This is a genomic window from Pleionea sediminis, from assembly GCF_007570825.1.
Classification (GTDB): domain Bacteria; phylum Pseudomonadota; class Gammaproteobacteria; order Enterobacterales; family Kangiellaceae; genus Pleionea; species Pleionea sediminis.
The window spans coordinates 328,327-349,358 of the sequence record NZ_SUNB01000003.1 but is presented as its reverse complement, the minus strand read 5'-3'; the positions used below and the strand labels follow the sequence as shown (position 1 = coordinate 349,358).

Here is a 21,032-nt window from a genome sequence, read left to right as displayed (position 1 = left end):
CTGGGCTCAAAAAGTTAATGAATAATCGCCTATTAACGATTGTATAAACCATTAAGCGTTGAAGTTTGTTCGTAAAGTATCACCCTGATTGAGAGCTATTTCCTTTTGTCCATTCATTAAAATTAACTGTCTATACAACTGAGGGCGTCGATTATGATTCAATGATGAGATAAACGAATGTGAACTTGCCCGCAAAATAAACAACCTGTCTTTAATTGCAAATTACCTGACCTTTTACGACCTAGGTTCATAGTTCTCGTCATCGGATAATTTGAATTCGTTTTTATTCATTACTTTATTTTGATTCAAAAAAAACAGAGGTTTTTATGGTGAGTTTTATTCGCTTATTAATAGGTATAGGGATGGTGGCCTTTTTTAATACGGCTATGGCTGAGTGGAATGAGACTCCTGATTATTGGAAGTGCAACAATCGAGTTTCAGGTGACTGGACATTTGGTATTGCGCCTTATGGTTGTGATGCGAACGCTTTTGGTAGTGATCAGCACATTATTAGAAATTATCAACCGGTCTTATTTATGCAAAGTCGTGATTACGCGACAGAGCGAAATCGTTACATGCAAGAGACCTACTCGATGATTAAGGAGGTTGCGGCCTATTATATCCAGTCTCGTAAACCAAACGTGAGTCGAAGCGAACTCACCGCATTTCAACATGCGGCCTTAGCTGTTGCACATCAAGAAAGTTATTGGTCGCATTACCGTAAAGCAAGACAAGATGGCCGCTATAAAATGATGCGTGGTGATTTTGGGCATGGTCACGGATTGATGCAAGTTGACGATAGGGCACATTACACCGCGACTCGGCAAGGAAAGGGCTGGGAACTGATTACTAACATGCTGTATTCACTTGATGAATATTATACGGCCTGGCGTGGTGCAAATTTTAAGTGGTGTATTCAGCGTTATGGAAACACCTGGCGAAATCGATCTCGCGAAGCGTATTCACAATATAATGGTGGGCCGAGAGCTTCCTGCCGATGGACTAATCCAAATCATCGATGGGCTCGAAATGATAAAGGTTTTGCGCAAAAGTATGATCGAAAGTTGTGGGAAAATTTTGTCGCTGATCGCAATCAGTCATCAAAAATTAACGTTCCGTGCTTAGCTAATGGCGGTGCAAACTGTCCCCCAGACGGTGATATAAATACCGATGAATGGTACAACAAATTACTGCAAACGCATGATAATGCCGCCTGTGTTTTCGATGGACAAAGATTACATTGTGTCGCCGATATGCGGCACTCCGCCTGTCTTGTTAGCGTGGGTTCTTTTAACTCGTCAACTATTATCCGTCTAAACGAGGGAGATACGAATGGAATTAGTCGTCGACTCTATAATCCTCACAAATTATGTTTTGATAATGTTGCAGGTTTGTCTCCGGTCGGGAGCTTTATCGAACTTAAAAAAGAGAATAATTTAAGAGCAACGCCTAATGGCGAATTAGTTGAACATCTTGAAAGGGGACAGCGCTTTCAAGTTTTGGACATTGTTGTATTTGATAATTCAGAACTTAAGCGTTTTTATAAAGTATTGTATAAAAATCAAGAGGGATATATTTGGGGGGGAACGAAGCAGGACTATAAAACATGGACGCAAGCGACTATCGATTCACCAACGCAGTACTCTATTCCTGTTATTAACGATTGGGTTTCAATTGCTATAAATCGATTGAACTTTCGAGCGACGCCTGGTGGTGAGAAAGTTGGAGTACTGGATCGAGATACGATTGTTTTAGTTAAAGGATTAGTCACACAAGACTCAAATAATCAATTGTATTTACATATTACTCATGAGGGTCAAGAAGGATATATCTACGCGGGTTATCTATTACCACAACCAACTCTGGAAAACTGGGTTTCTAAAATTAACAGCGATTCAAGCCAACAGGCTGCTTATTGTCCCGAAGATACAAAGTATGATGGTGCTTTAATGGTATGTCGTAATGAAACGGACACCTATGGCCCATTTACTGAACGGATGCACGAGAAATGCAATGAGTGGGGCGGTGGTGCAGCTTGTAATAGTCAATTTACAACAGAGATCAACGGTGAAGCTGTTCAATTAAGTCGCTGGTCAACAGAATGGTTTTTGGCGATTCGTGAAAATAGTGACTGTCCACTTGGAGCTTTTCGTTCAAAAGATTTTGGGTGGCACTGTGTCGAGAAAAACAGTCGCGGTGAAGTGACGGAAGTTTATGGTCCTTTTGATACGTCAATGGTTCAGCGCTGTATTTCCAGCGGCGGTGGTAAAGCCTGTTATTTCAATCGTTGGTCGGCTGCTGGCTTTCAATATTGGCGCCATCCTCAATAATCAACAATGGAATAGGAAAATTAATAATGCGAACTGCAATTATCATAGGGTTTGTTATTACTGTGGGCTTGGTTGCTTTTGGAGTGAATTTGAGTTTTGAATATAAAAGTCCACCGGAAAGTAAAACACAAATACCTTCATCGAAAAAGACAGTCCCAGGATCCGAGGTGCCGTCTTCAATGGATGTTGTTTCTACGAGTGCTTCAAGTATTGCAACAGTAAATGAGCAAGCTGAAAAATTAATGCTTTGTTTAGAAGAGGAAAGTTGTGACTACCCTCAAACCGATCCTCGCTCTTATGGATATGCTTTAGGAAAAGATATGATTCAACTTATGGTTTCTTCTCAACAAGCCATGGTTGAAGGCAACCTGGATACATTTCAATTGAGAAAAATAGGTCTTACATTTTTATCGGTTCCTGATGGACATGTTCAGGCTAAAGCCATTTCGGTTCTAAACACACTGCCAGTCGATTCAGAAACGTTTGTGCGAGTTGATAGTGTATTGAATGATCATTTCGATTCTGTTCTACTGGAAAAGTCATTGTCATTTTTACTGCGTTATCATACGCATGGATTTGGTAATGAAGTTGATCGGTTATTACAAAAACAAATAAGAAGTGGTGGACATTTTTCTCGTCAAATGCTTAGTGCAAAAATATTACCTTTCATTAATGAGTCCAATGTCGAAAGTTATCGAAGTACTGCAAACAGTTTATCTCAACAATCTTTAGAGTATCGTCAGTTAACAACAGTGTTGAAAGAGTATCAGCTATTTCAACAAGGAGGCTAGTATGAAGAAAATTTATCTTTTGCTATTTTTTGTTGTATCGGTAGGTGTTGTTTATGCTTTGTTTAAGTTTGACGGGTATCAAAAAGTAATGTCCGTGAATAATGTATTTAAACAGACAGATGAACATCAAGATCCAAGTAAGAAGAACTTAAGTCATGATGATGTAAACTCTCAATCAAGTACATTATTACATTCAGAAGCGAGCGATAGTTTTATCAATAAGGAGCAACGCCAACGAGATTCAATTCAAAGTGCTCGACTTTCCGACAATAATAAACGCTGGTGGTTTGATACGCCGCAGTTTGTCTCAGAAGATCGGTTTTCGAAAGCGGACACTCCTATAGAGCTTGATACGAGCTGTCAATCCAAATCGTGGTTAAATTCACAGTTATCACTGGAAGAAAACTTTGAGCGCAAAACCTATTCCGATACTCAGTCGCGCTATCAGGAAGATCTTTTTTATTTATCTTTAACTCAGTTTTGGCAGATTGATGATAACTATTATCAGTTTGTTGCGATATGGGATAGAGATATGCCGGCGCATTATCGATATGAATTTTACATAAGTTCGGATGCCACATTTGAAAGTGAGGTTACGGCGATTGATATACCAATAGATATTCCTCAAGTGAAAGATGTTTTGGCAACCAATGAATTCGTCGCGCAATTAATTTCTCATTATGTACAAAAGGGTGCTCAAATAGGAAGTCGTATTCTTGAGTCATCAATCAACGATCCAAAAGGTGATCAGAGTATTACACTCGTGAATTCAAAAATTAAGCAATGGCAAACGGCTGAATTCAATTGTGATAGTGGAAGTAACTTATCAAGCGCATATTGTTATTGCAATGTAGGAGATAACTCATGAAAAAACTAATAACTATTGGTGTCAGTCTATTTTGCGGCTTGGTTTATTCTGAAGACTTATTAACGAATTATGACACCTATTTTAAAAAAACGACGGAACAGTCATCGGACTTACCTGATAGCTCTAAATGTCAGGTTCCGGCCAATACGCTGATGAGTACAAAGTCTATCAGTAGCTCAGGTGTTCACTTTAAAGTCACTTTGCAGAATAATTTATCGGGTTGTAGCTTTTTAACAGGATATTTTTATCAACCGCATGTTGATCGTGAACAAAAGTTAATAACGGTAACCGCAAACACCGTTTTTAAAAAACACAGAATAGACTCTTCACAATTACCACCAGAAGAAAAGTGCTCTGTAACGCCAGGTGTTTACGCTGCTCAAGATAATGTTCCAACTGCTGAAAGTAGTCATTACTACGTTAATCTTAAAGAGCTTTTAACAAATTGTGGTTTCAGTCAAGGATATTTTTGGGAAGGGCACACGCAAAAAGGCTCTATGGCAATTCAAATAACGCAAAATTCAGTTTTCAAAACTGAGCCTAAACAATCATCGGAATTACCGTCGTCCGAAAAGTGTTCGTTACCGATTGGCGTTTACGCTTTGGGTGCGGACGCGAGCACCTCTGGCGAGACTCATTACGAGGTAACGTTAGCCACCGATTTAGAGGGTTGCGATTTTAAATCGGGTTTTGTTTATTATGATCATACAGCGTGGAAAAAACCTTACGTCGAGCCGGCAGAACCCGCTTGGGCATTTCCATTGCCAAGCGGGTATTACACGAGTGGGTGGTGCGTATGTCGTAATATCGGCACTAGCCCGCACATTGGTCAGGATATTTCGAGAAGTGGCACCAAAAAAGCCGTTGCAGTTCAAGAAGGACGTATGAAAAGTACGACCTACAGCTCAACTTGCGGTTATATATCGTACGTAGAAGATGATTTTGGAACATTGTGGCGTTATGTTCATTTAAATCAACCGCAGGTTTCATCGGGGAGTCGAGTGTCGTCGGGACAACTTTTGGCTTATATCTCACAATACCCAAGGTCTGGATGCGGTAGCGGTCCTCACTTGCATTTTGAGAGACGCAGTGCTGGATATTTTAATGACCGAGCAACCGGAAAGAGTTGTCAAAACGGTTATCGCAGTTGTTATTATGATCCTATTAAACCTTGGCGTAGCAACTTTAGTTCAAAAAATATCGAGCGGGAATCAAAGCTTGTTAAAACCAATTGGTCGAAACTCGATACGCTTCATTCAGCTGAATGTAAAATACCGGTTGAAAAACTTAATCGTGTCTCAAGAAAACGATTTAATCAATTTAAAAGTGAGCAAGATGATGCGGTTGTTGTCGACTTTTCATTGCATCGTCGTTTGAACAAAGCGGATGTTTTTGACAGTAAAGCCTATGTCGTGAATAACGATAGTAATCAATGCGCTAAGGATCAACGCTGTCTGATTCAATGGCAATTGGTAGCTGAAGCTGCAGATGGAAAATTGACCTCTATTTTCTTCCATAATCGAGTTCGAAATATTCCACTCGTTAGGGAAGTCGAAGAACAACAGTGTGTTCCTGATAACGCTATTCAGTATTGGATGTTGTTAAAAGACAATAGAGGCAAGCAATGGAAAGTTGCCTTGAATAATTAGTAAATAATACACAACAACTACAAATAGAGATAACGAAACTCGATTGAAATATCCTTATGACAGGCGTTTGCAGCGCCTGTCTTTTTTTATCTTTTCGGTGACTGTTTTTCACGCTTGTTTTCAACTGGGGCCTTCTCTAACCTCCGTCCCGTTTGGTATCCAGCTCATCAATAGAGCGAACAATCGTTCGAGTAATGGGCTTCTTGATCTTAATTTAAATTATTTCAAATGACGGAGTTTACTGAGTTTATGAAAATAAAGATGACAGGCATTTTGCTATTTGCTTTTCATTCTTGGGTTTACGCAGAACAACATAACTGTGATGTGATTATCGCTGGCGGTTCAACAGCAGCGTTGTCTGCTGCGTTAACTTCGGCACGACAAGGTGAGAAAACTTGTTTATTAGAACCGACAGATTGGCCGGGAGGACAGTTAACGGCCAGTGGCGTTCCCGCTATTGATTTTGCCTGGCACAAAGTCGATGGTTATGATGTTGGACGGATTGGAAAAAACGCTGTTAACCAACCTTCTGAACTGATGCAGTGGCTCAATCAAGTGGGAAATACCGGAGACTGTCGAGTTTCGACTTACTGCTTTGATCCTGTCGAGTTATTAACTCAGGCAATTCAGCCGGCGATTACGCGAGAACGGAATTTAACTGTTTTTTACATGACAGTCGTAAAGTCGGTTGAAACAGAAATTAGAAATGGAAAAAATCAGATCGTTCGAGTTAATGCCATTCAGCGAACGCCCAGAGAAAATGTTCGTAATAACGGATTTGATAAACGTTTATCGGAAGACATATGGGATTGGTATGATGTTCGAGATTCGATGCGATACACCAAAACAAATTTATCTTTCAGCAATCAGAATAAAACACCGGTTGTCATTGATGCGACTGAATTTGGAGATGTATTGGTATTGTCGCGTGCATCTTACTTGCAAGGGGTTGAAGTCTCAGAGGGCAGTACTCAAATATTAAACGATCAATTAGGTCAGGCAATGGTATTTCCATTTTATATGCGGTTGCATAGTCGCCCAGTGGATAGCGCAGTGCCTGAAATAACCGCTGAGTTTCCGGCGTTTTACGATATATCTTCTCATGGTTGGGAATACGTTTGGCAATACCGCAGAGTGATTGGGTCTGGTAATTCTGATGCTGGAGAGGTGTCTAACCAAAATTGGAACCCGGGTAACGATTATCCATACGGTTATCTTTTTGTCCCTAAGTCTTATGCACAACAACAAATCAACCATTGGTATGGCGGCTTAAATTTTTCTACTATGCAGGCGGCAGAGCGTCACGCGTTTGGTTGGTTTCATTGGTTTGCCAATCGCGATCCTTTTGGTGCGTATGATTATTATTCGATGGACACTCGCATGTCTGGAACAACGCATGGATTAAGTAAGCTCCCTTATCTAAGAGATACGCGGCGTAGTATTGGCATTGATAATTTTATTTTGTCCATTGATGATCTTACGGGAAATGCTGCTGATAAAATTGCAACACCATTTTACGATCGCTTAGCAATGGGAGTTTATGCTGCCGATATTCATCCTATGCAAGGTTCTTTTCCATCTTATGTTTATGGTGAGAAAAAAGTATTACCTTTTTTCATTCCTTTTCGAGCGTTGACCAATCGAGACATGAGTAATTTATTAGTTGCTGGTAAAACGATGGCGCAATCATTTATGGCTAATGCAGCAACCCGCTTACAACCCATCGAGTTCTCCAGCGGAATAGCTGCGGGAAGTGCAGCGAGCTATATGTTCAAACATCAACTGTCATCGCAACAAGCTTTGATGGAGGTTGAAAGTATTCGTGCAACTGCTGCATTGTATACGCCACAACGATGGAGTATTGATGGAAGTTATTATCCAGATTTTGACGACAATAATTCAAATAACACGAATCATTTGTTTTGTCCTCTGGGAGCTGAGGGCAATATTGAAAAGGGATATTGTGAAGACGCTCAATATGCTTACGGGCCTTTTACTCAAACCATGACTTTAAACTGCCAAAATTCAGGTGGTGGTTCAGCATGTACTCGACGTCACTTTGTTTTAATTGCAGGGCGAACGGTGGGTGTTTTGCGATGGTCGAAAAGTTTTACGCAACGATTACGCGGAACCGGAGTGTGTATGGCGGGGAGTTACCCGGATACATTTTATGAAGGATACTGTATTGAGAGCTCTGCCGACTCTTCTTCTGGAACCAGGCAGATTTATGGTCCCTTCGAAATATCGGATGTCGAAAGGTGCATTCAAGTCGGTGGAGGAGACGCGTGTTACAGTAATCGCTGGAGTTATGATTTCTTTCGTCGTTTAAGACAATAAAACAGGCAATTCTCAATGGCCTTAGCTTGTATCATAACGCTAGATAATCTCAAACATGTATTTGAAGGCTTCAGAATTGCAGGATAAACGATAAATTTTATAAACTCGTTGCCAAGTTTTGTTTTCATATTGTCGGTCGGCGTTTGACGAACTAAACTTATAGCTTGTTGGTGCGTGTCAAGGCAGTATTAAATGATTGCCTTATTAAAGAAAAGTGGTAAGCTTGGCTCTGCATAGGTTCTCTTTTCTTAATAAATCAAGAGTTTGGCTGATAATTAACCGAGCTTCCAAGTGTTATCGCCGAACCAATAATAACGAATGAGGTGCAAGTTTGATCAAGGTATTGATTGTCGATGATCATGATCTGGTCAGGACCGGAATAACGCGTTTGTTGGGTGATGTTCAAGGCATTTCCGTTGTTGGTGAGGCATCGACTGGTGAAGAGGCTATTTCTAAATCTCGCGAATTAACCCCTAACGTGATTCTAATGGACGCAAACATGCCGGGAATCGGTGGTTTGGAAGCGACCCGACGTCTTATTCGATACGATCCTGATGTAAAAGTCGTCGTCGTGAGTGTTCATGCCGATGAACCATATCCTTCTCGTTTCATGCAAGCCGGTGCTGCTGGTTACCTAACTAAAGGCGCGGACATTGAAGAGATGGTGATTGCCATAAAGCAAGTGTCTCGCGGTAAACGCTACCTAACGCCTGAAATTGCTCAACAGATGGCGCTCAAGCGGTTTAATGAAGCGGATGAAGATCCCTTTGATATTTTGTCTGAGCGTGAAATGCAAGTGATGATGATGATCACTCAAGGACAAAAGGTGCAGCAGATTTCAGATAAATTGTGTTTGAGCCCCAAAACGGTAAACAGTTATCGTTATCGTTTGTTTGAGAAGTTGATGGTTGATAACGACGTTGAACTGACTCATTTAGCCATTCGACACGGCCTGATTAATAGCGACAAAATGAATTAAAAAGGGCTGAGTCATTCAGTCCTCTTTTCTATGAACACCTCCTCAGATAGCAATTTTGATATCCAGGCTTTTCTTGCTCAATTGACAGAGAAGCCGGGCGTTTATCGTATGCTCGACAGTGAGCACCAAGTTATTTACGTCGGTAAAGCCAAAAATCTAAAAAAACGCGTTTCCAGTTATTTTAATAAAACAGATTTGTCGATTAAAACTCAGGTGATGGTTAAGCAAGTTCGAGAAATCGAATTTACGGTCACTAATACGGAAACGGAAGCGCTGTTATTAGAAAATAATTATATTAAGCAAATAAAGCCGCGTTACAACGTCATTTTTCGAGATGATAAGTCTTATCCTTACGTTTTTTTGTCGAAGGGAGATTTTCCCAGGCTCGCTTATCATCGAGGCGCGAAAAAAGCGAAAGGCGATTACTTTGGTCCATTTCCAAGCTCTGGTGCTGTCAAACAAAGTTTAACCTTATTGCAAAAGCTGTTTCGAGTGCGGCAGTGTGAAGATTCTGTCTTTCAAAATCGGTCACGTCCTTGTTTGCAGTATCAAATAAAGCGTTGTACAGCACCTTGTGTCAATTACATTTCTAAAGAAGAATACGCCAAAGATGTGAAGCTCACTCGACTGTTTTATCAGGGAAAGGATGAACAGGTCATTGATGAGCTTAAAGGCCGTATGGAAGAGGCGTCCAACCAATTGGAGTTTGAGTCAGCGGCTTATTATCGTGATTTGATCAGCAGTATGCGTAAGGTTGTTGAAAAGCAGGTCATTTCGGGCTCTGAAGTCAATGCCGATGTGTTTTCGGTGGCTTTAAAAGCTGGTGTTGCCTGTGTGACAGCTGTTTTTATTCGACAAGGGAAAGTGCTAGGAACGAAAAGCTTTTTCCCAAAGGTAACGTCTATTAATTCACTAAAAGAATTAACCGAGTCGTTTATCGTGCAATTTTATTTATCCAGTCGTGAAGTCCCAGCGGAAGTTATATTAGGTGAATGTGACGTTGATATTGACGTGTTGTCTGCCGCCGTACGTGAAATTGCAGGCCGACAAGTGCGTGTCTCCAACAATGTGCGAAGTGATCGAGCGAGTTGGGTGAAGTTGGCGAATCAAAATTGTGAACAAGCTTTGATGTCGCGATTGAATTCGCAAACCAATCAAACGAAAAAACTACAAGCCTTACAAAAGGATTTAAATTTACCGTCAGCTCCTAATCACATGGAATGTTTTGATATCAGTCACACGATGGGTGAGGGCACCGTTGCCTCTTGTGTTGTGTTTAAAGAGGGGGCGCCCGATCGAAAGAGCTATCGCCGGTTTAATATTGTTGATGTGACTCCCGGAGATGATTATGCCGCAATTGAGCAAGCGGTCAGTCGGCGCTATGCTCGGCTATTGAAAGAAGAAGCATCAATGCCCGATTTAATTTTAATCGATGGCGGTAAAGGGCAGTTAAAATCGGCGCAAAAAGCATTTGATGAACTAGGCCTGAGCGATTCCTGTTTAATCAGCGTTGCTAAAGGAACAGAGCGAAAAGCGGGCATGGAACAGTTATTTAAGCCCGGTAACTCCATTGCACAGGTCTTACCTGATAGCTCGGCATCGTTACATCTTATTCAACATATAAGGGATGAAGCGCATCGATTTGCAATAGCGGGTCATCGCGCAAAACGTGGAAAAACACGAGTAAAATCTTGGCTTGAAGAAATTCCAGGTGTTGGCGCGAAAAAGAGGCAAGAACTACTGAAGCATTTTGGCGGTTTACAAAATATTGAGTCAGCCGCGTTAGAAGATTTAAAAAAGGTTCGTGGGATTAATACACATCTTGCCGAAAAGATTTATAATCACATCCACGAAAAATAAGAGCGAGCGAAAAATACGGCAATTCGAGCGATCATTGTCTCACGCTTTTCAATTAATGTTAGTGACCACAGTTTAGCGATTCATGAATATTCCAAATATATTAACGACCTTCCGCATTGCAATGATTCCAGTGTTTGTTCTGGTATTTTATCTTCCTGTTTCTTGGCAATATGAGGGTGCAGCGATTATTTTTGCTGTGGCAGGCTGGACGGATTGGTTTGATGGTTATATTGCACGGCGTTATAACATGACCTCGCCTCTGGGTGCTTTTCTTGATCCTGTTGCCGATAAACTAATGGTCGTCATTTCTATTGTGTTAATCGTTGAGCTCTACGAAACACCATGGATAGCCGTTCCTGCGCTTGTGATTATTGGCCGGGAGATCACCATAACAGCATTGCGGGAATGGATGGCAGAGTACGGTAAATCGACCGACGTTAAAGTGTCGTTTATTGGTAAAGTGAAGACGTTATGGCAATTGGGAGCGATATTCTTTTTAATTTTGGGAGGGGCAAATCCTTCCATTGCTGATATCTACGGTTATCCACTGTTTATTATTTTGGGTTATTTCACTTTGTATGTCTCAGTTGCTTTAACATTGTGGTCAATGTATATCTATTTAAAGGCTGCGTGGCCCTACTTGACATCCCAAAAATAGTTGGCATAATGCGCGCCGTGGAGTTGATGTAACAGCTTGTTTTTGAACAAAAAATGCCCGTTATGACATTTCACGAAAAAATTTAAAAATGGTGCTTGACAGATTTATTTCACACTGTAAAATGCACCGCACTTAACACGACGCGGGAATAGCTCAGTTGGTAGAGCACAACCTTGCCAAGGTTGGGGTCGCGAGTTCGAGTCTCGTTTCCCGCTCCAAATTCTAGTTTAAGTAACTCTAACTCTTTGAATTACTTAAACTGTTAAAAACCTCGAACTGAAGAAGTCTCGAGGTTTTTTTAACTCAGGGCTATTAGTCGTTCGTTTAGAACCCTGACTGATGGCTGGGTGGCAGAGTGGTCATGCAGCGGACTGCAACTCCGTGTACGCCGGTTCGATTCCGACCCCAGCCTCCATTTCCTCTTTAGAGGGCGCAATGCCCGGGTGGCGAAATTGGTAGACGCAAGGGACTTAAAATCCCTCGGTGGCAACACCGTGCCGGTTCGACTCCGGCCCCGGGCACCATTCTTATGATTAACACATACTAACTTCCGAATATTTCCTAATATCTGTTCCTAATATTTTTCTCGTTTGGCATTCTCTATTCGATTTTTAATAGTTACCATAAAGCAAATCTCTATGCGATATATTTTGATGTCTAGCTGATAATTATGGGTAATTTGAAAAGCTAAGGCTGTTTATACTTATTAAATGCGCTTTAGTGAATATAATTACTGATTATGCTTAAATTTAGGAATTAGGAAACAATGAGTGAAAGTGATCTAAATCTGTACTTAGTAGCAAGAAAAAATCAAACCAAAATCAAAGCGTTTTACTGTGCTATGGCTACATATGCTTTGGTAGTTGTAGCTTTAGTCAGCTTTGGAATCATAGAAAATAGTGAGCCTCACCTATACACGTTAGCCTGCGTGGTATTGGTAAGTATCATCCTTGACTTCGTTCCCATCGGGAAACCAAGTACAAGTGACCTTCTTGACATTATAGAGAAGCAAATAAACAATGATCCTAAACTAATTGAAAAGTTAGCAAATAAAAAGTCATAACAAGGTGCATCACACTCATTTGCTTCGCCTGCGGCTTTGCGCCAGTGTGTACGATGTTATGTGTAATTAATATGGAAGGTAGCTTTTACTTTGAGGTTGTTGCTCCAAAAGGTTTGGAACCTATAAAAGCGCATATCGAACTGGCTAAACTAGGGTTATATGTTTACTCGTCTGGATTTAACAATAAAGGCGTTCTCAAAAATAGAGTAGATAGCCAAATAGAGATTGGAATGGAAACGAGTACCGCTGAACTAATGAATGGGAGTGGTTACATTGAAACTAGCTTTGAGGAAGCAAAAGAGAAAATGCTTCAGCTGAACAATATTTTTAAGTCGGCTGGGTTGCCCCATAAGATTGGAGTAGGTGATGAAAGTGGTGACAATACTATTTGGTACACCTATAAATACTCATAACAAGGCGCTGAAGATAGGCGTCAAAAACAACAGCGCTTCTAAGCGAATTGTTAATGATTGTATATCAGAATTCAATTCAAATCTTTACATCAAAAGTGCACCAAGTGAGTTTTAATGTATTGAAGTAAATAGAAAAAAAACTCCGGCTCCGTGCATCATTCTTATGGTCCATATCCTAAAAATCGTAAGTAAACTTTCCTAATTATATTTGTTTTTTTACTCGCAGTTGTGAAACTGAATGCTGGTTGAGTACGCGTTTCCTCTTACGTCGGAGAATAAGATAGGTATTGTGAATCCTCTGAAATGCTTAGAGATTTATTGCGCCTTTATTCATAGCTCGGTTTTTAGGGTTGTTCAGAAATTCTCGATAGACATACTAAATCGCTTGGGAATTTGAATCGATAAAAACTAAACCGAGGTATGCTACACTGTATAACTTACATACTGTACGTTTTTTTCTGTGGCTCTGTCGCTTCAACGTCGTCGTAAGCACGGCTGTTAAGTATTTTATATAATGGCAAAGATTATCAAAGGATAACTATGAATAAATTTATTTCATCAATAACAATATTCGTTAGTTTTTTTATTGCAGGCTGTACAGCCAGACCTGAGTTACCAAAAGTAATTAAGGCTGATGCTATAAATGGCAACTCTTCTCTCATTGTTGGTTCTTTATCTAGAGCTAATGGACTACAAAGTTTTGACAGTTGGTCATTACAATTTAGATCAATTAATGATGAAAATCCCTACAGCAATATTATAAAGGGAAAAGTGGACAAAAATGTTCCTTTTGGTAGATACGACTTTGATTTCAAAGAAAGTAAAAACTCAGGTAATATTTTCGCATATATAGTTCCAGCTGGAACCTATGAAATCTTTGCAACTGAAATGACTCAATCATACGCTTATACACACTCACGTTGGAGCTCAAAGGATGAATTTTCTCTTAAGTTTCAAGCAGAGGCTGGAAAAATTATTTATATTGGTGAATATGCAATTCAGCCGGTATACAACGGAAAAAACTTTATCGGAGTTCCTTTAGTCGGGTCTGGTTATTGGATGATTTCCGATAAGTCTAAGAGAGATTTGGCTTTATTACAAAAAAAATACCCAAATCTTAATTGGAGTAATGTTAAAAAAGATGTGGTAGAGGAACCTAATTCACCTGTTTTTGTTCGAGCGCGTGATTAAAACTATCTAAATACAGGAATCATTAAAAAGACCATAAAAGTTCTGGCTGTGCTCAGTTAAGGAAAAATTAAATGGAAGATGAGTTTTAGAGCATTATTTAAAAGGCTGGTTCTCTATTCACGAACGATCTGCAGGAACAAAGAGAGGAAGCCATGATCGGTTCTCTTTGCTCCTGCTTCAAAGGTTGAAGTTACCTTGCTTGTAAGAAATCGCCAGCGTTTGTTAGCGAAACTGTCAATGTAAGAGCAAAAGGCTTCCTATGTAGTTTTAGACTATGAATCCGTCGAATCAAAACCATTGACTGGTGTAAGTTTTTTGCTGACTCCAAGACTCATTAGCTATGCTTTTCTTCTTGATACTGCATTTTTCAGCATGTGCCGAAAATTTGCATTTAGTGGATAAACATTCTGGCTTATAAGTGAGAAAGTATAAGTTTTGAAGCCTCCTAATCACAGTAAGTCTATGATTATAAAGGAAAAGAGACTTTTGTGAAAAAGTATCAAGTACTGTGAATAATCAATAATAAATTTGTTAATAATTTACCTATAAATGTGATTTGCATCACATTAAAATGGCGAAAGTTTGAACGATAACCCTCAAGGATGAAGCGGACTTATTGCAAAGGAATTGGCGAGTCGTTTTTTGTTATTTACTAATGAAGGTGAGGTATACGCTATGGAAAGAGCGAGTGAAAATCGAGCTGCGGCGTTAAGTTATTTCATATATAACAACGATGATGGATGGTACTTGAAAATTCAAGACAATCCTCCCGTTGGACCAGAAGTTTCTTACGACGATACTATTCGGAAGGCCAGTATTCTAATGGCTTTGCTTGAAAATCTGGAAGACGTCGCATAAAAAGCAGAGTAGAGATTTGAAATTAATCTCTATATTTAAAATAATTAATTTGAGCCCAGTAAAGACTTTAATTTTTGCTGGGCTTTTTATTTCTGCGTAGAATCTTCATTTGCAAAGATGAATAAAAGTATCCGTTAATTCGATTAAGCATCAACTTTGTCTTTTAGCTCATTATTCCTACATGATGTTTTTTATTTCCTCAAGAATCTAAAAATGCCAAAAAAACAGTGTTCAACCGGGCTATACAGGATTTTGTGAAATAGTAACGCTCAAATAACCTAGATCTGTGAACTGGTTCTCACTATGATTTCTAACGGATTAAAGGGACGTTCGTCAAAGGATTTGAGTCATAGTTTTTAACAAAGGCAGGACAACACTGTGCGTAAGACGGATATTCTTGAGCAAGAGTTCAGTTGTAGCTCTCGCTATGTACAACGAGGTAATAGCTGGTATTTCAAAACCAGAGAGGGCGACCTGCTAGGTCCTTATGCGACTCCTGAAGAAGCTTCTGAAGCAGTTGAGCTTTATATTGCACTTATGGAACTTCATGGAGCTGATGATAAATTCGCCGCTTAATCTCATTAAAAACAATTAAAAATATAAGGGAAATCGCTCACCTATCTAATCAAAAGGAATTGGTTTGATGATTTCTTTTTACTTGAAGAAAGGATATGAGCCGTAACGTGCAATCACCCGATCGAATATTATAGAATTGTGGAAAATCGATAATCGTTTGGGAATGCAATGGCTCAAAATAATCAAAATGACGTAATGAAATATCAAGTATGGATAGAAGATGCCGCTGCTCATCTATTCAGAGTACGTCTGGAGTTGGATAGTGCAAGAGAATCGCAAGTGTTCTCTCTTCCGCAGTGGATTCCTGGCAGCTATATGATTCGTAATTTTGCGCGTCATATTGTTCAATTCAAAGCATATGATGCCGCTAATCAATCCATTGATTACAAAAAGATCAGTGGCTCCACCTGGCAACTAAAAAATACTTCGCGTGATGTTATTCTCGAATACCAAGTTTATGCCTGGGACTTATCTGTGCGTGGTGCGCATTTAGATCAAACACACGCTTTTTTCAATGGGACCAGTTTATTTCTTTTTCCAGAGGGGATGGAAGAAAGTGAGTGTGAGTTATCCATTCACAAACCTAAAGAAAATTTTGCTAATGACTGGGTGATTGCGACATCAATGACACCTAGCGGTGATGCAACTCAACATGAAAAGCCGATTAAAGACTCTAATGTTTCAACTTGGGATTTCTTCGCTGAGGATTATCAAGAGCTAATTGATCACCCCGTTGAAATGGCTGACTTAACAATCGAGTTGTTTGACGTGTTGGGAGTTCCTCACCAGCTGGCTATTTATGGAAAACACAAGGCAGACACACAGAGAATCGTCGCTGATCTAAAACTTATTTGTGAAAGACAAATTCAAATTTTTGGCGAACTGCCAAATTGTGTTGATAAATATGTATTTTTAGTAACGGTTTTAGGCAATGGATACGGCGGACTTGAGCATCGAAGTTCAACAGCGCTTCATTGCTCTCGTAAAGATTTGCCGAGCCAGGAAGATAAATCATTATCTGATAATTACATCAATTTTTTAACCTTGTGCAGTCACGAATATTTTCATACCTGGAATGTAAAGCAAATTAAGCCAGCCAGTTTTTTGCCATATGATTTGAGTCAAGAAACATATACAGAGCAATTGTGGATTTTTGAAGGAATCACGTCTTACTACGAAGATCGAATCACTTATGAAGCGGGCGTTATTAATGAAGAACAATATTTAAAGCTAATCGCTCAAGTTATCACGCGAGTGTATCGAGGGGCGGGGCGTTTAACTCAGAGTGTGGCTGAATCGAGTTTTGATGCCTGGACGCGTTTTTACTTGCAGGGCGAGAATGCACCGAATGCCATTGTCAGTTATTACACAAAAGGGAAATTGATTGCTTTATGTTTGGATTTAATAATTCGTCAGCAGACAGGCAACAAACAATCGCTGGAGAATGTCATGCAGTACTTATGGCAATCTTATGGTAGCGTACATAAAGGTTTGGAAGAAACAGAGTTAGAAAGTTTATTAAAGAGTGAGTTTAAACTTGAATTAGCTGAGTTTATTCAACAAGCTGTTTACTCAACGGAAGATTTACCTCTTGAAAATTTACTAAAAGAAGCGGGTGTTCAATTAACCTGGCACACTGTACAAGATTATAAAAATTTAACAACGGATAAGGATGAGGCAAAAGTTAATTTGGGTGCGTTAGTTAAAAGTCATAGTATGGGAGCTGAATTATCGGTCGTATATCATGACTCGAATGCGCATCTGGCAGGATTGTCGGCCGGTGATATTGTGATTGCGATAGATGGAATTAAGGTCGATGCTAGCTCCATAGATTCGCGCTTTTCTGAATATAATCCAGGTGATGAAGTTTCAGTTCATAGCTTTAGACGGGATGAATTAATGGAAAGAAAAATCACACTGAAAGCAGCCGACAAAAACACCTGTTCGCTAAAAAAGGAGAGTGTTGAAAAGCCATCGATTATCTGGTTATAGCCGAGTTCAAAGGAACTATTGTCGTTTAAATAAATGACGGGATGGTCGGTATTGATTGTTATTTATTGTGTTGTTCGGTCGGTATTTCGATAAACACAAAGAGTAGAACTAAAAAAACAAAGTTGTTGGAGATTTCAATTGAAAATCGTTTCTTTCAATATAAATAGTATTCGCGCAAGGTTACATCAGCTTGAAGAAGTCATTAATCGTTTGCAGCCTGATGTTATTGGGCTCCAAGAGACAAAAGTTGCTGATGAGCAATTTCCCGTTGAAGACGTTGAAAAGCTTGGATATCACGTTGAGTTTCATGGGCAAAAAGGTCATTACGGTGTTGCAACACTTTCGAAAACGAAGCCGGTTAAAGTTGTCAAAGGATTTTTAACGGATGAAGTGGATGCACAGCGGCGTGCATTAACGACATTTTTTGACGTTGATGGGAAAATGATAGGCGTGTTTAATGGTTATTTCCCGCAGGGTGAAAACCGAGCTCACGAAACTAAGTTTCCCGCAAAAGAACGGTTTTACCGAGACCTAAATGAAATGGTCGAGAAAGAACCTCATGAAAACTTCATCATCATGGGTGATTTTAATATTTCTCATCAAGATATTGATATCGGTATTGGCGAGCAAAACAAAAAGCGTTGGTTACGTACTGGGAAATGCAGCTTTTTGCCGGAAGAGCGAGAGTGGTTAAACGAATTAATGGACAAAGGATATTTTGATACTTTTCGTAAATACTATCCTGAAGTGGATGATTGTTACAGCTGGTTCGATTACCGCAGTAAAGGATTTGAAGATGATCCTAAACGAGGTCTAAGAATTGACTTGATTATTGCGACAAAAAATTTATACGACAAGTGTGTCGCTGCAGGAATTGACTATGACATTCGCGGTATGGAAAAACCATCCGATCACTGTCCGATATGGAGTGAGTTCAAACTTTAGTATTGGTGTATTATTTAGATAGAGCAATTAACAAGGCATCAACTGAATGAGTTTAAGTTTTGTTAATTGCATTCTTTGCTAGTGTTCTGAAACAGCGCCTTTTTGAACGCCTTCAAAAGCTCGAATTTTGATTCGATCGTTTGGATAATCTTTTTTAAGGCATTGACATAAATGCTCTGCAATTAACTCTACGGTAGAGTCGGTTGATAAAATATCGCAAACTTCCACTGGAATAGTTAGCTCAAATAATCCCTGATTAGCGCTATAACGAACAATATAGTAGGGTTGTCCACCAAGTTCAGTTTTTTCAGCAATATCTTCTTTTGTAATTAAATAAATATCCTTCCAGCGTTCTGCGATACTTTGCTCGCAATGAGAGTCTCTTTGACCATTTCTAAAAACGTTGATGCGTGATCGATGGCCATGAGCGATTCTTTGGCAATCTCCAAAATGTTTCTTTAAGCCATGAGAGTAATGATAAAAAGCACCATCAATCACTTCTTCCCTTAAAGTGATGTTTAATCCTGTGACGTTTTTGGGAAGAATGGCCATAAGGCTGTCATGGATGAAAGGTGTTGCGTTTGCAATGGTTATTTCATTACCAGGAACAAAAGCGACGGCTTGAACTGGCGAGAGATGGCGGTAAAGTTTTCCGCTTTCTGTTTTTAGTTCGAGCGCTAGTTCGTCATGTTTTAAACGAGTATCTAACAGTGGGTAATCTTTAGCCACGACGAATTTATGGTCAATGAGTTTATCAACGTGAGATTTAATTTGTTTTTTGACATGAGTAAAGTCAAAAACCATACCGTTGTCATCGAGATCGCCCTCGAGTTCAACATCCATAATCCAGCTTTCACCAACGATTCCGCGCGTTGGGTGAAAATAAGAAAAATCAATCACTGTAAGTTGTTCAACAAATAATGTCGTCATGTCTTGAAATTATTCAGCTCTGCCTGTTTAATGCAGTCTATTCGTTACAATGAATAAATTTTAACACATTTGCGATAAAACAAGGCACTCAAGTATGAAGAAATACCATATTTATGGGATCGGTAACGCACTCGTTGATATTGAAGTTGAAGTTAGCGAGGAAAACTTAAAACAATTGGAAATCGAGAAGGGCATCATGACGTTGGTTGATGAAGAACGTCAAAATTTTCTGCTCGATGCATTACCCGGTACTCATCATCATCGTGCTTGTGGCGGCTCGGCAGCGAACTCGGTAATCGGTGCTGCAAAATTGGGCGCTAAGACCTTCTACAGTTGTAAAATAGCGAATGATGAAATGGGCACATTCTACGCCGAGGATTTGGAGCGTGAGGGTGTGAACTCTAATTTGACTGAGCAAACCCGAGAAGCTGGGCATACAGGGCGTTGCATCGTTATGGTGACTCCCGATGCAGACCGAACGATGAATACTCATCTGGGAATTACCGGAGACTTAGGTTTTGAGCAAGTGGATGAACAAGCTTTAAATGAATCCGAGTGGTTGTACATTGAGGGATATTTGGTCAGTACTGATGCGGCACGCGAAGCAGCAATGAAAACCAAACAAATTGCTGAAAGTAAGGGCTTGAAAGTCGCGATGTCTTTTTCTGACCTGAGTATGGTTAAGTTTTTCCATGATGGTTTAAAAGATATGGTGGGCACTGGCGTCGATATCTTGTTTTGTAATGAAGAAGAAGCCATTACCTATACAGAATCATCTGATATTGAACGAGCATTCGATGCTTTAAAGGATGTTGCAAAAACATTTGCAATAACGCGAGGCCCAAAAGGCGCTGTTCTATGGGACGGTGAGCGTCGAATTGACATTGACGCGCACAAAGTGAAAGCGGTTGATACGAACGGTGCGGGCGATTTGTTTGCAGGAGCATTTCTCTACGGAATTACCCACGGCTTCAATTATGAAACCTCAGGTCGGTTGGCGAGCTTTGCCTCTGCACGGCTGGTACAAGAGTTTGGGCCTCGATTGTCGAGCGAAGGCTTGCAGTTGGTCAAAAACTTTTTAAAGGAACTTTGATGAGAACGCTTTATATTATGCGTCATGGCGAGGCCGAATGGCATGCCAATAGTGACGTTGAGCGGGAGCTAACGGATCTCGGCAGAGAAGAAGTTGTATCGGTTTGTCGCAAGTTGGATTTGGCAAGTGACTGTGTTGTTTGGCACAGTCCTTACCGCCGAGCTAAGCAGACTTGTGATTTATTGCTGGAGTCACTATCGATGGTTCCATCAGAAAGAGTTGAAGAAAAGCTGCTAACGCCCGACGCGGATCCTGAGATTTTAGCTCAGTTTATTGAGCATTCCGACGCTGATGTTTTGGTTTTGGTGAGTCACATGCCTTTGGTGGCTCGATTGACTCAGGTGTTAACCTCAGATGATCGAATAGGCGGTTATCAAACCGCGCAGATTGTTCAGTGCTCTTCTACGGGTACCGAAGGGCGGTGGCAGGTTTCTGCGATTTACTCACCTGATAAAACTGCTTAATCGACTGTCTTTCTAGAAATCCACTTAGAAAACTC

The 21,032-nt window shown here is 40.1% G+C and carries 18 protein-coding genes and 3 tRNA genes; 20 read left to right on the top strand and 1 reads right to left on the bottom strand.

The genetic code is table 11. The features are described from left to right. Positions 1-326: 326 nt before the first annotated feature. From FAX86_RS15450 to xthA, 18 genes are all read left to right on the top strand, one after another. Complete coding sequence (locus tag FAX86_RS15450; RefSeq protein ID WP_144394362.1) at positions 327-2,330, top strand: SH3 domain-containing protein; 2,004 nt, start codon at positions 327-329, stop codon at positions 2,328-2,330. 26 nt (positions 2,331-2,356) lie between these two features. Next, complete coding sequence (locus tag FAX86_RS15445; RefSeq protein WP_144394361.1) at positions 2,357-3,121, top strand: hypothetical protein; 765 nt, start codon at positions 2,357-2,359, stop codon at positions 3,119-3,121. Position 3,122: 1 nt separating this feature from the next. Then, entirely contained in the window at positions 3,123-3,989 is an 867-nt protein-coding gene (locus tag FAX86_RS15440) for a hypothetical protein (RefSeq protein WP_144394360.1), read from the top strand. After that, complete coding sequence (locus FAX86_RS15435) at positions 3,986-5,638, top strand: peptidoglycan DD-metalloendopeptidase family protein (RefSeq protein WP_144394359.1); 1,653 nt, start codon at positions 3,986-3,988, stop codon at positions 5,636-5,638. The genes FAX86_RS15440 and FAX86_RS15435 overlap by 4 nt, the downstream gene beginning before the upstream one ends. Positions 5,639-5,887: 249 nt before the next feature. Beyond that, positions 5,888-7,975 (top strand): FAD-dependent oxidoreductase, encoded by a 2,088-nt coding sequence (locus FAX86_RS15430; protein ID WP_164503612.1) that lies wholly within the window; start codon positions 5,888-5,890, stop codon positions 7,973-7,975. 331 nt (positions 7,976-8,306) lie between these two features. Further along, positions 8,307-8,954, top strand: coding sequence for a UvrY/SirA/GacA family response regulator transcription factor (gene uvrY / locus FAX86_RS15425; RefSeq protein WP_144394357.1), 648 nt, complete (start codon positions 8,307-8,309; stop codon positions 8,952-8,954). Between the two features lie 30 nt (positions 8,955-8,984). Then, entirely contained in the window at positions 8,985-10,814 is a 1,830-nt protein-coding gene (uvrC, locus tag FAX86_RS15420; RefSeq protein WP_144394356.1) for an excinuclease ABC subunit UvrC, read from the top strand. A gap of 82 nt (positions 10,815-10,896) precedes the next feature. Continuing rightward, positions 10,897-11,472 carry a CDP-diacylglycerol--glycerol-3-phosphate 3-phosphatidyltransferase gene (gene pgsA, locus FAX86_RS15415; RefSeq protein ID WP_144394355.1) on the top strand — a complete coding sequence of 192 codons (576 nt, stop codon included), beginning with the start codon at positions 10,897-10,899 and terminating at the stop codon, positions 11,470-11,472. Between the two features lie 142 nt (positions 11,473-11,614). Continuing rightward, positions 11,615-11,690: transfer RNA gene (locus FAX86_RS15410), tRNA-Gly, on the top strand. 123 nt (positions 11,691-11,813) lie between these two features. Beyond that, positions 11,814-11,887 (top strand) — tRNA-Cys (locus FAX86_RS15405). 22 nt (positions 11,888-11,909) lie between these two features. Further along, positions 11,910-11,996: transfer RNA gene (locus FAX86_RS15400), tRNA-Leu, on the top strand. A gap of 242 nt (positions 11,997-12,238) precedes the next feature. Continuing rightward, positions 12,239-12,535: a hypothetical protein gene (locus tag FAX86_RS15395; RefSeq protein ID WP_144394354.1), complete on the top strand. Its 297-nt coding sequence runs from the start codon at positions 12,239-12,241 to the stop codon at positions 12,533-12,535. 53 nt (positions 12,536-12,588) lie between these two features. Beyond that, on the top strand, positions 12,589-12,948 hold the full coding sequence (locus FAX86_RS15390; RefSeq protein ID WP_144394353.1) for a hypothetical protein: 360 nt from the start codon (positions 12,589-12,591) through the stop codon (positions 12,946-12,948). A 540-nt stretch (positions 12,949-13,488) separates the two neighbouring features. Continuing rightward, positions 13,489-14,139 carry a hypothetical protein gene (locus tag FAX86_RS15385; protein WP_144394352.1) on the top strand — a complete coding sequence of 217 codons (651 nt, stop codon included), beginning with the start codon at positions 13,489-13,491 and terminating at the stop codon, positions 14,137-14,139. A 675-nt stretch (positions 14,140-14,814) separates the two neighbouring features. Further along, the gene (locus FAX86_RS15380) at positions 14,815-14,997 is read left to right on the top strand and encodes a hypothetical protein (RefSeq protein ID WP_144394351.1); all 183 of its coding nucleotides are present in this window, start codon (positions 14,815-14,817) and stop codon (positions 14,995-14,997) included. Between the two features lie 378 nt (positions 14,998-15,375). Continuing rightward, positions 15,376-15,573: a DUF6316 family protein gene (locus FAX86_RS15375; protein WP_144394350.1), complete on the top strand. Its 198-nt coding sequence runs from the start codon at positions 15,376-15,378 to the stop codon at positions 15,571-15,573. Between the two features lie 168 nt (positions 15,574-15,741). Further along, positions 15,742-17,565 (top strand): M61 family metallopeptidase, encoded by a 1,824-nt coding sequence (locus FAX86_RS15370; protein ID WP_144394349.1) that lies wholly within the window; start codon positions 15,742-15,744, stop codon positions 17,563-17,565. Positions 17,566-17,703: 138 nt separating this feature from the next. After that, positions 17,704-18,510: an exodeoxyribonuclease III gene (gene xthA / locus FAX86_RS15365; RefSeq protein ID WP_144394348.1), complete on the top strand. Its 807-nt coding sequence runs from the start codon at positions 17,704-17,706 to the stop codon at positions 18,508-18,510. Positions 18,511-18,588: 78 nt separating this feature from the next. On the opposite strand, the gene FAX86_RS15360 is transcribed toward xthA, so the two are convergent. Continuing rightward, complete coding sequence (locus tag FAX86_RS15360) at positions 18,589-19,440, bottom strand: 6-pyruvoyl trahydropterin synthase family protein (RefSeq protein ID WP_144394347.1); 852 nt, start codon at positions 19,438-19,440, stop codon at positions 18,589-18,591. A 94-nt stretch (positions 19,441-19,534) separates the two neighbouring features. Between FAX86_RS15360 and FAX86_RS15355 the strand changes: the two genes are divergently transcribed. Then, entirely contained in the window at positions 19,535-20,533 is a 999-nt protein-coding gene (locus tag FAX86_RS15355) for an adenosine kinase (RefSeq protein WP_144394346.1), read from the top strand. Next, complete coding sequence (gene sixA, locus FAX86_RS15350) at positions 20,533-20,997, top strand: phosphohistidine phosphatase SixA (protein WP_144394345.1); 465 nt, start codon at positions 20,533-20,535, stop codon at positions 20,995-20,997. Before FAX86_RS15355 ends, sixA begins: the two co-directional genes overlap by 1 nt. The last annotated feature ends 35 nt before the right edge of the window (positions 20,998-21,032 follow it).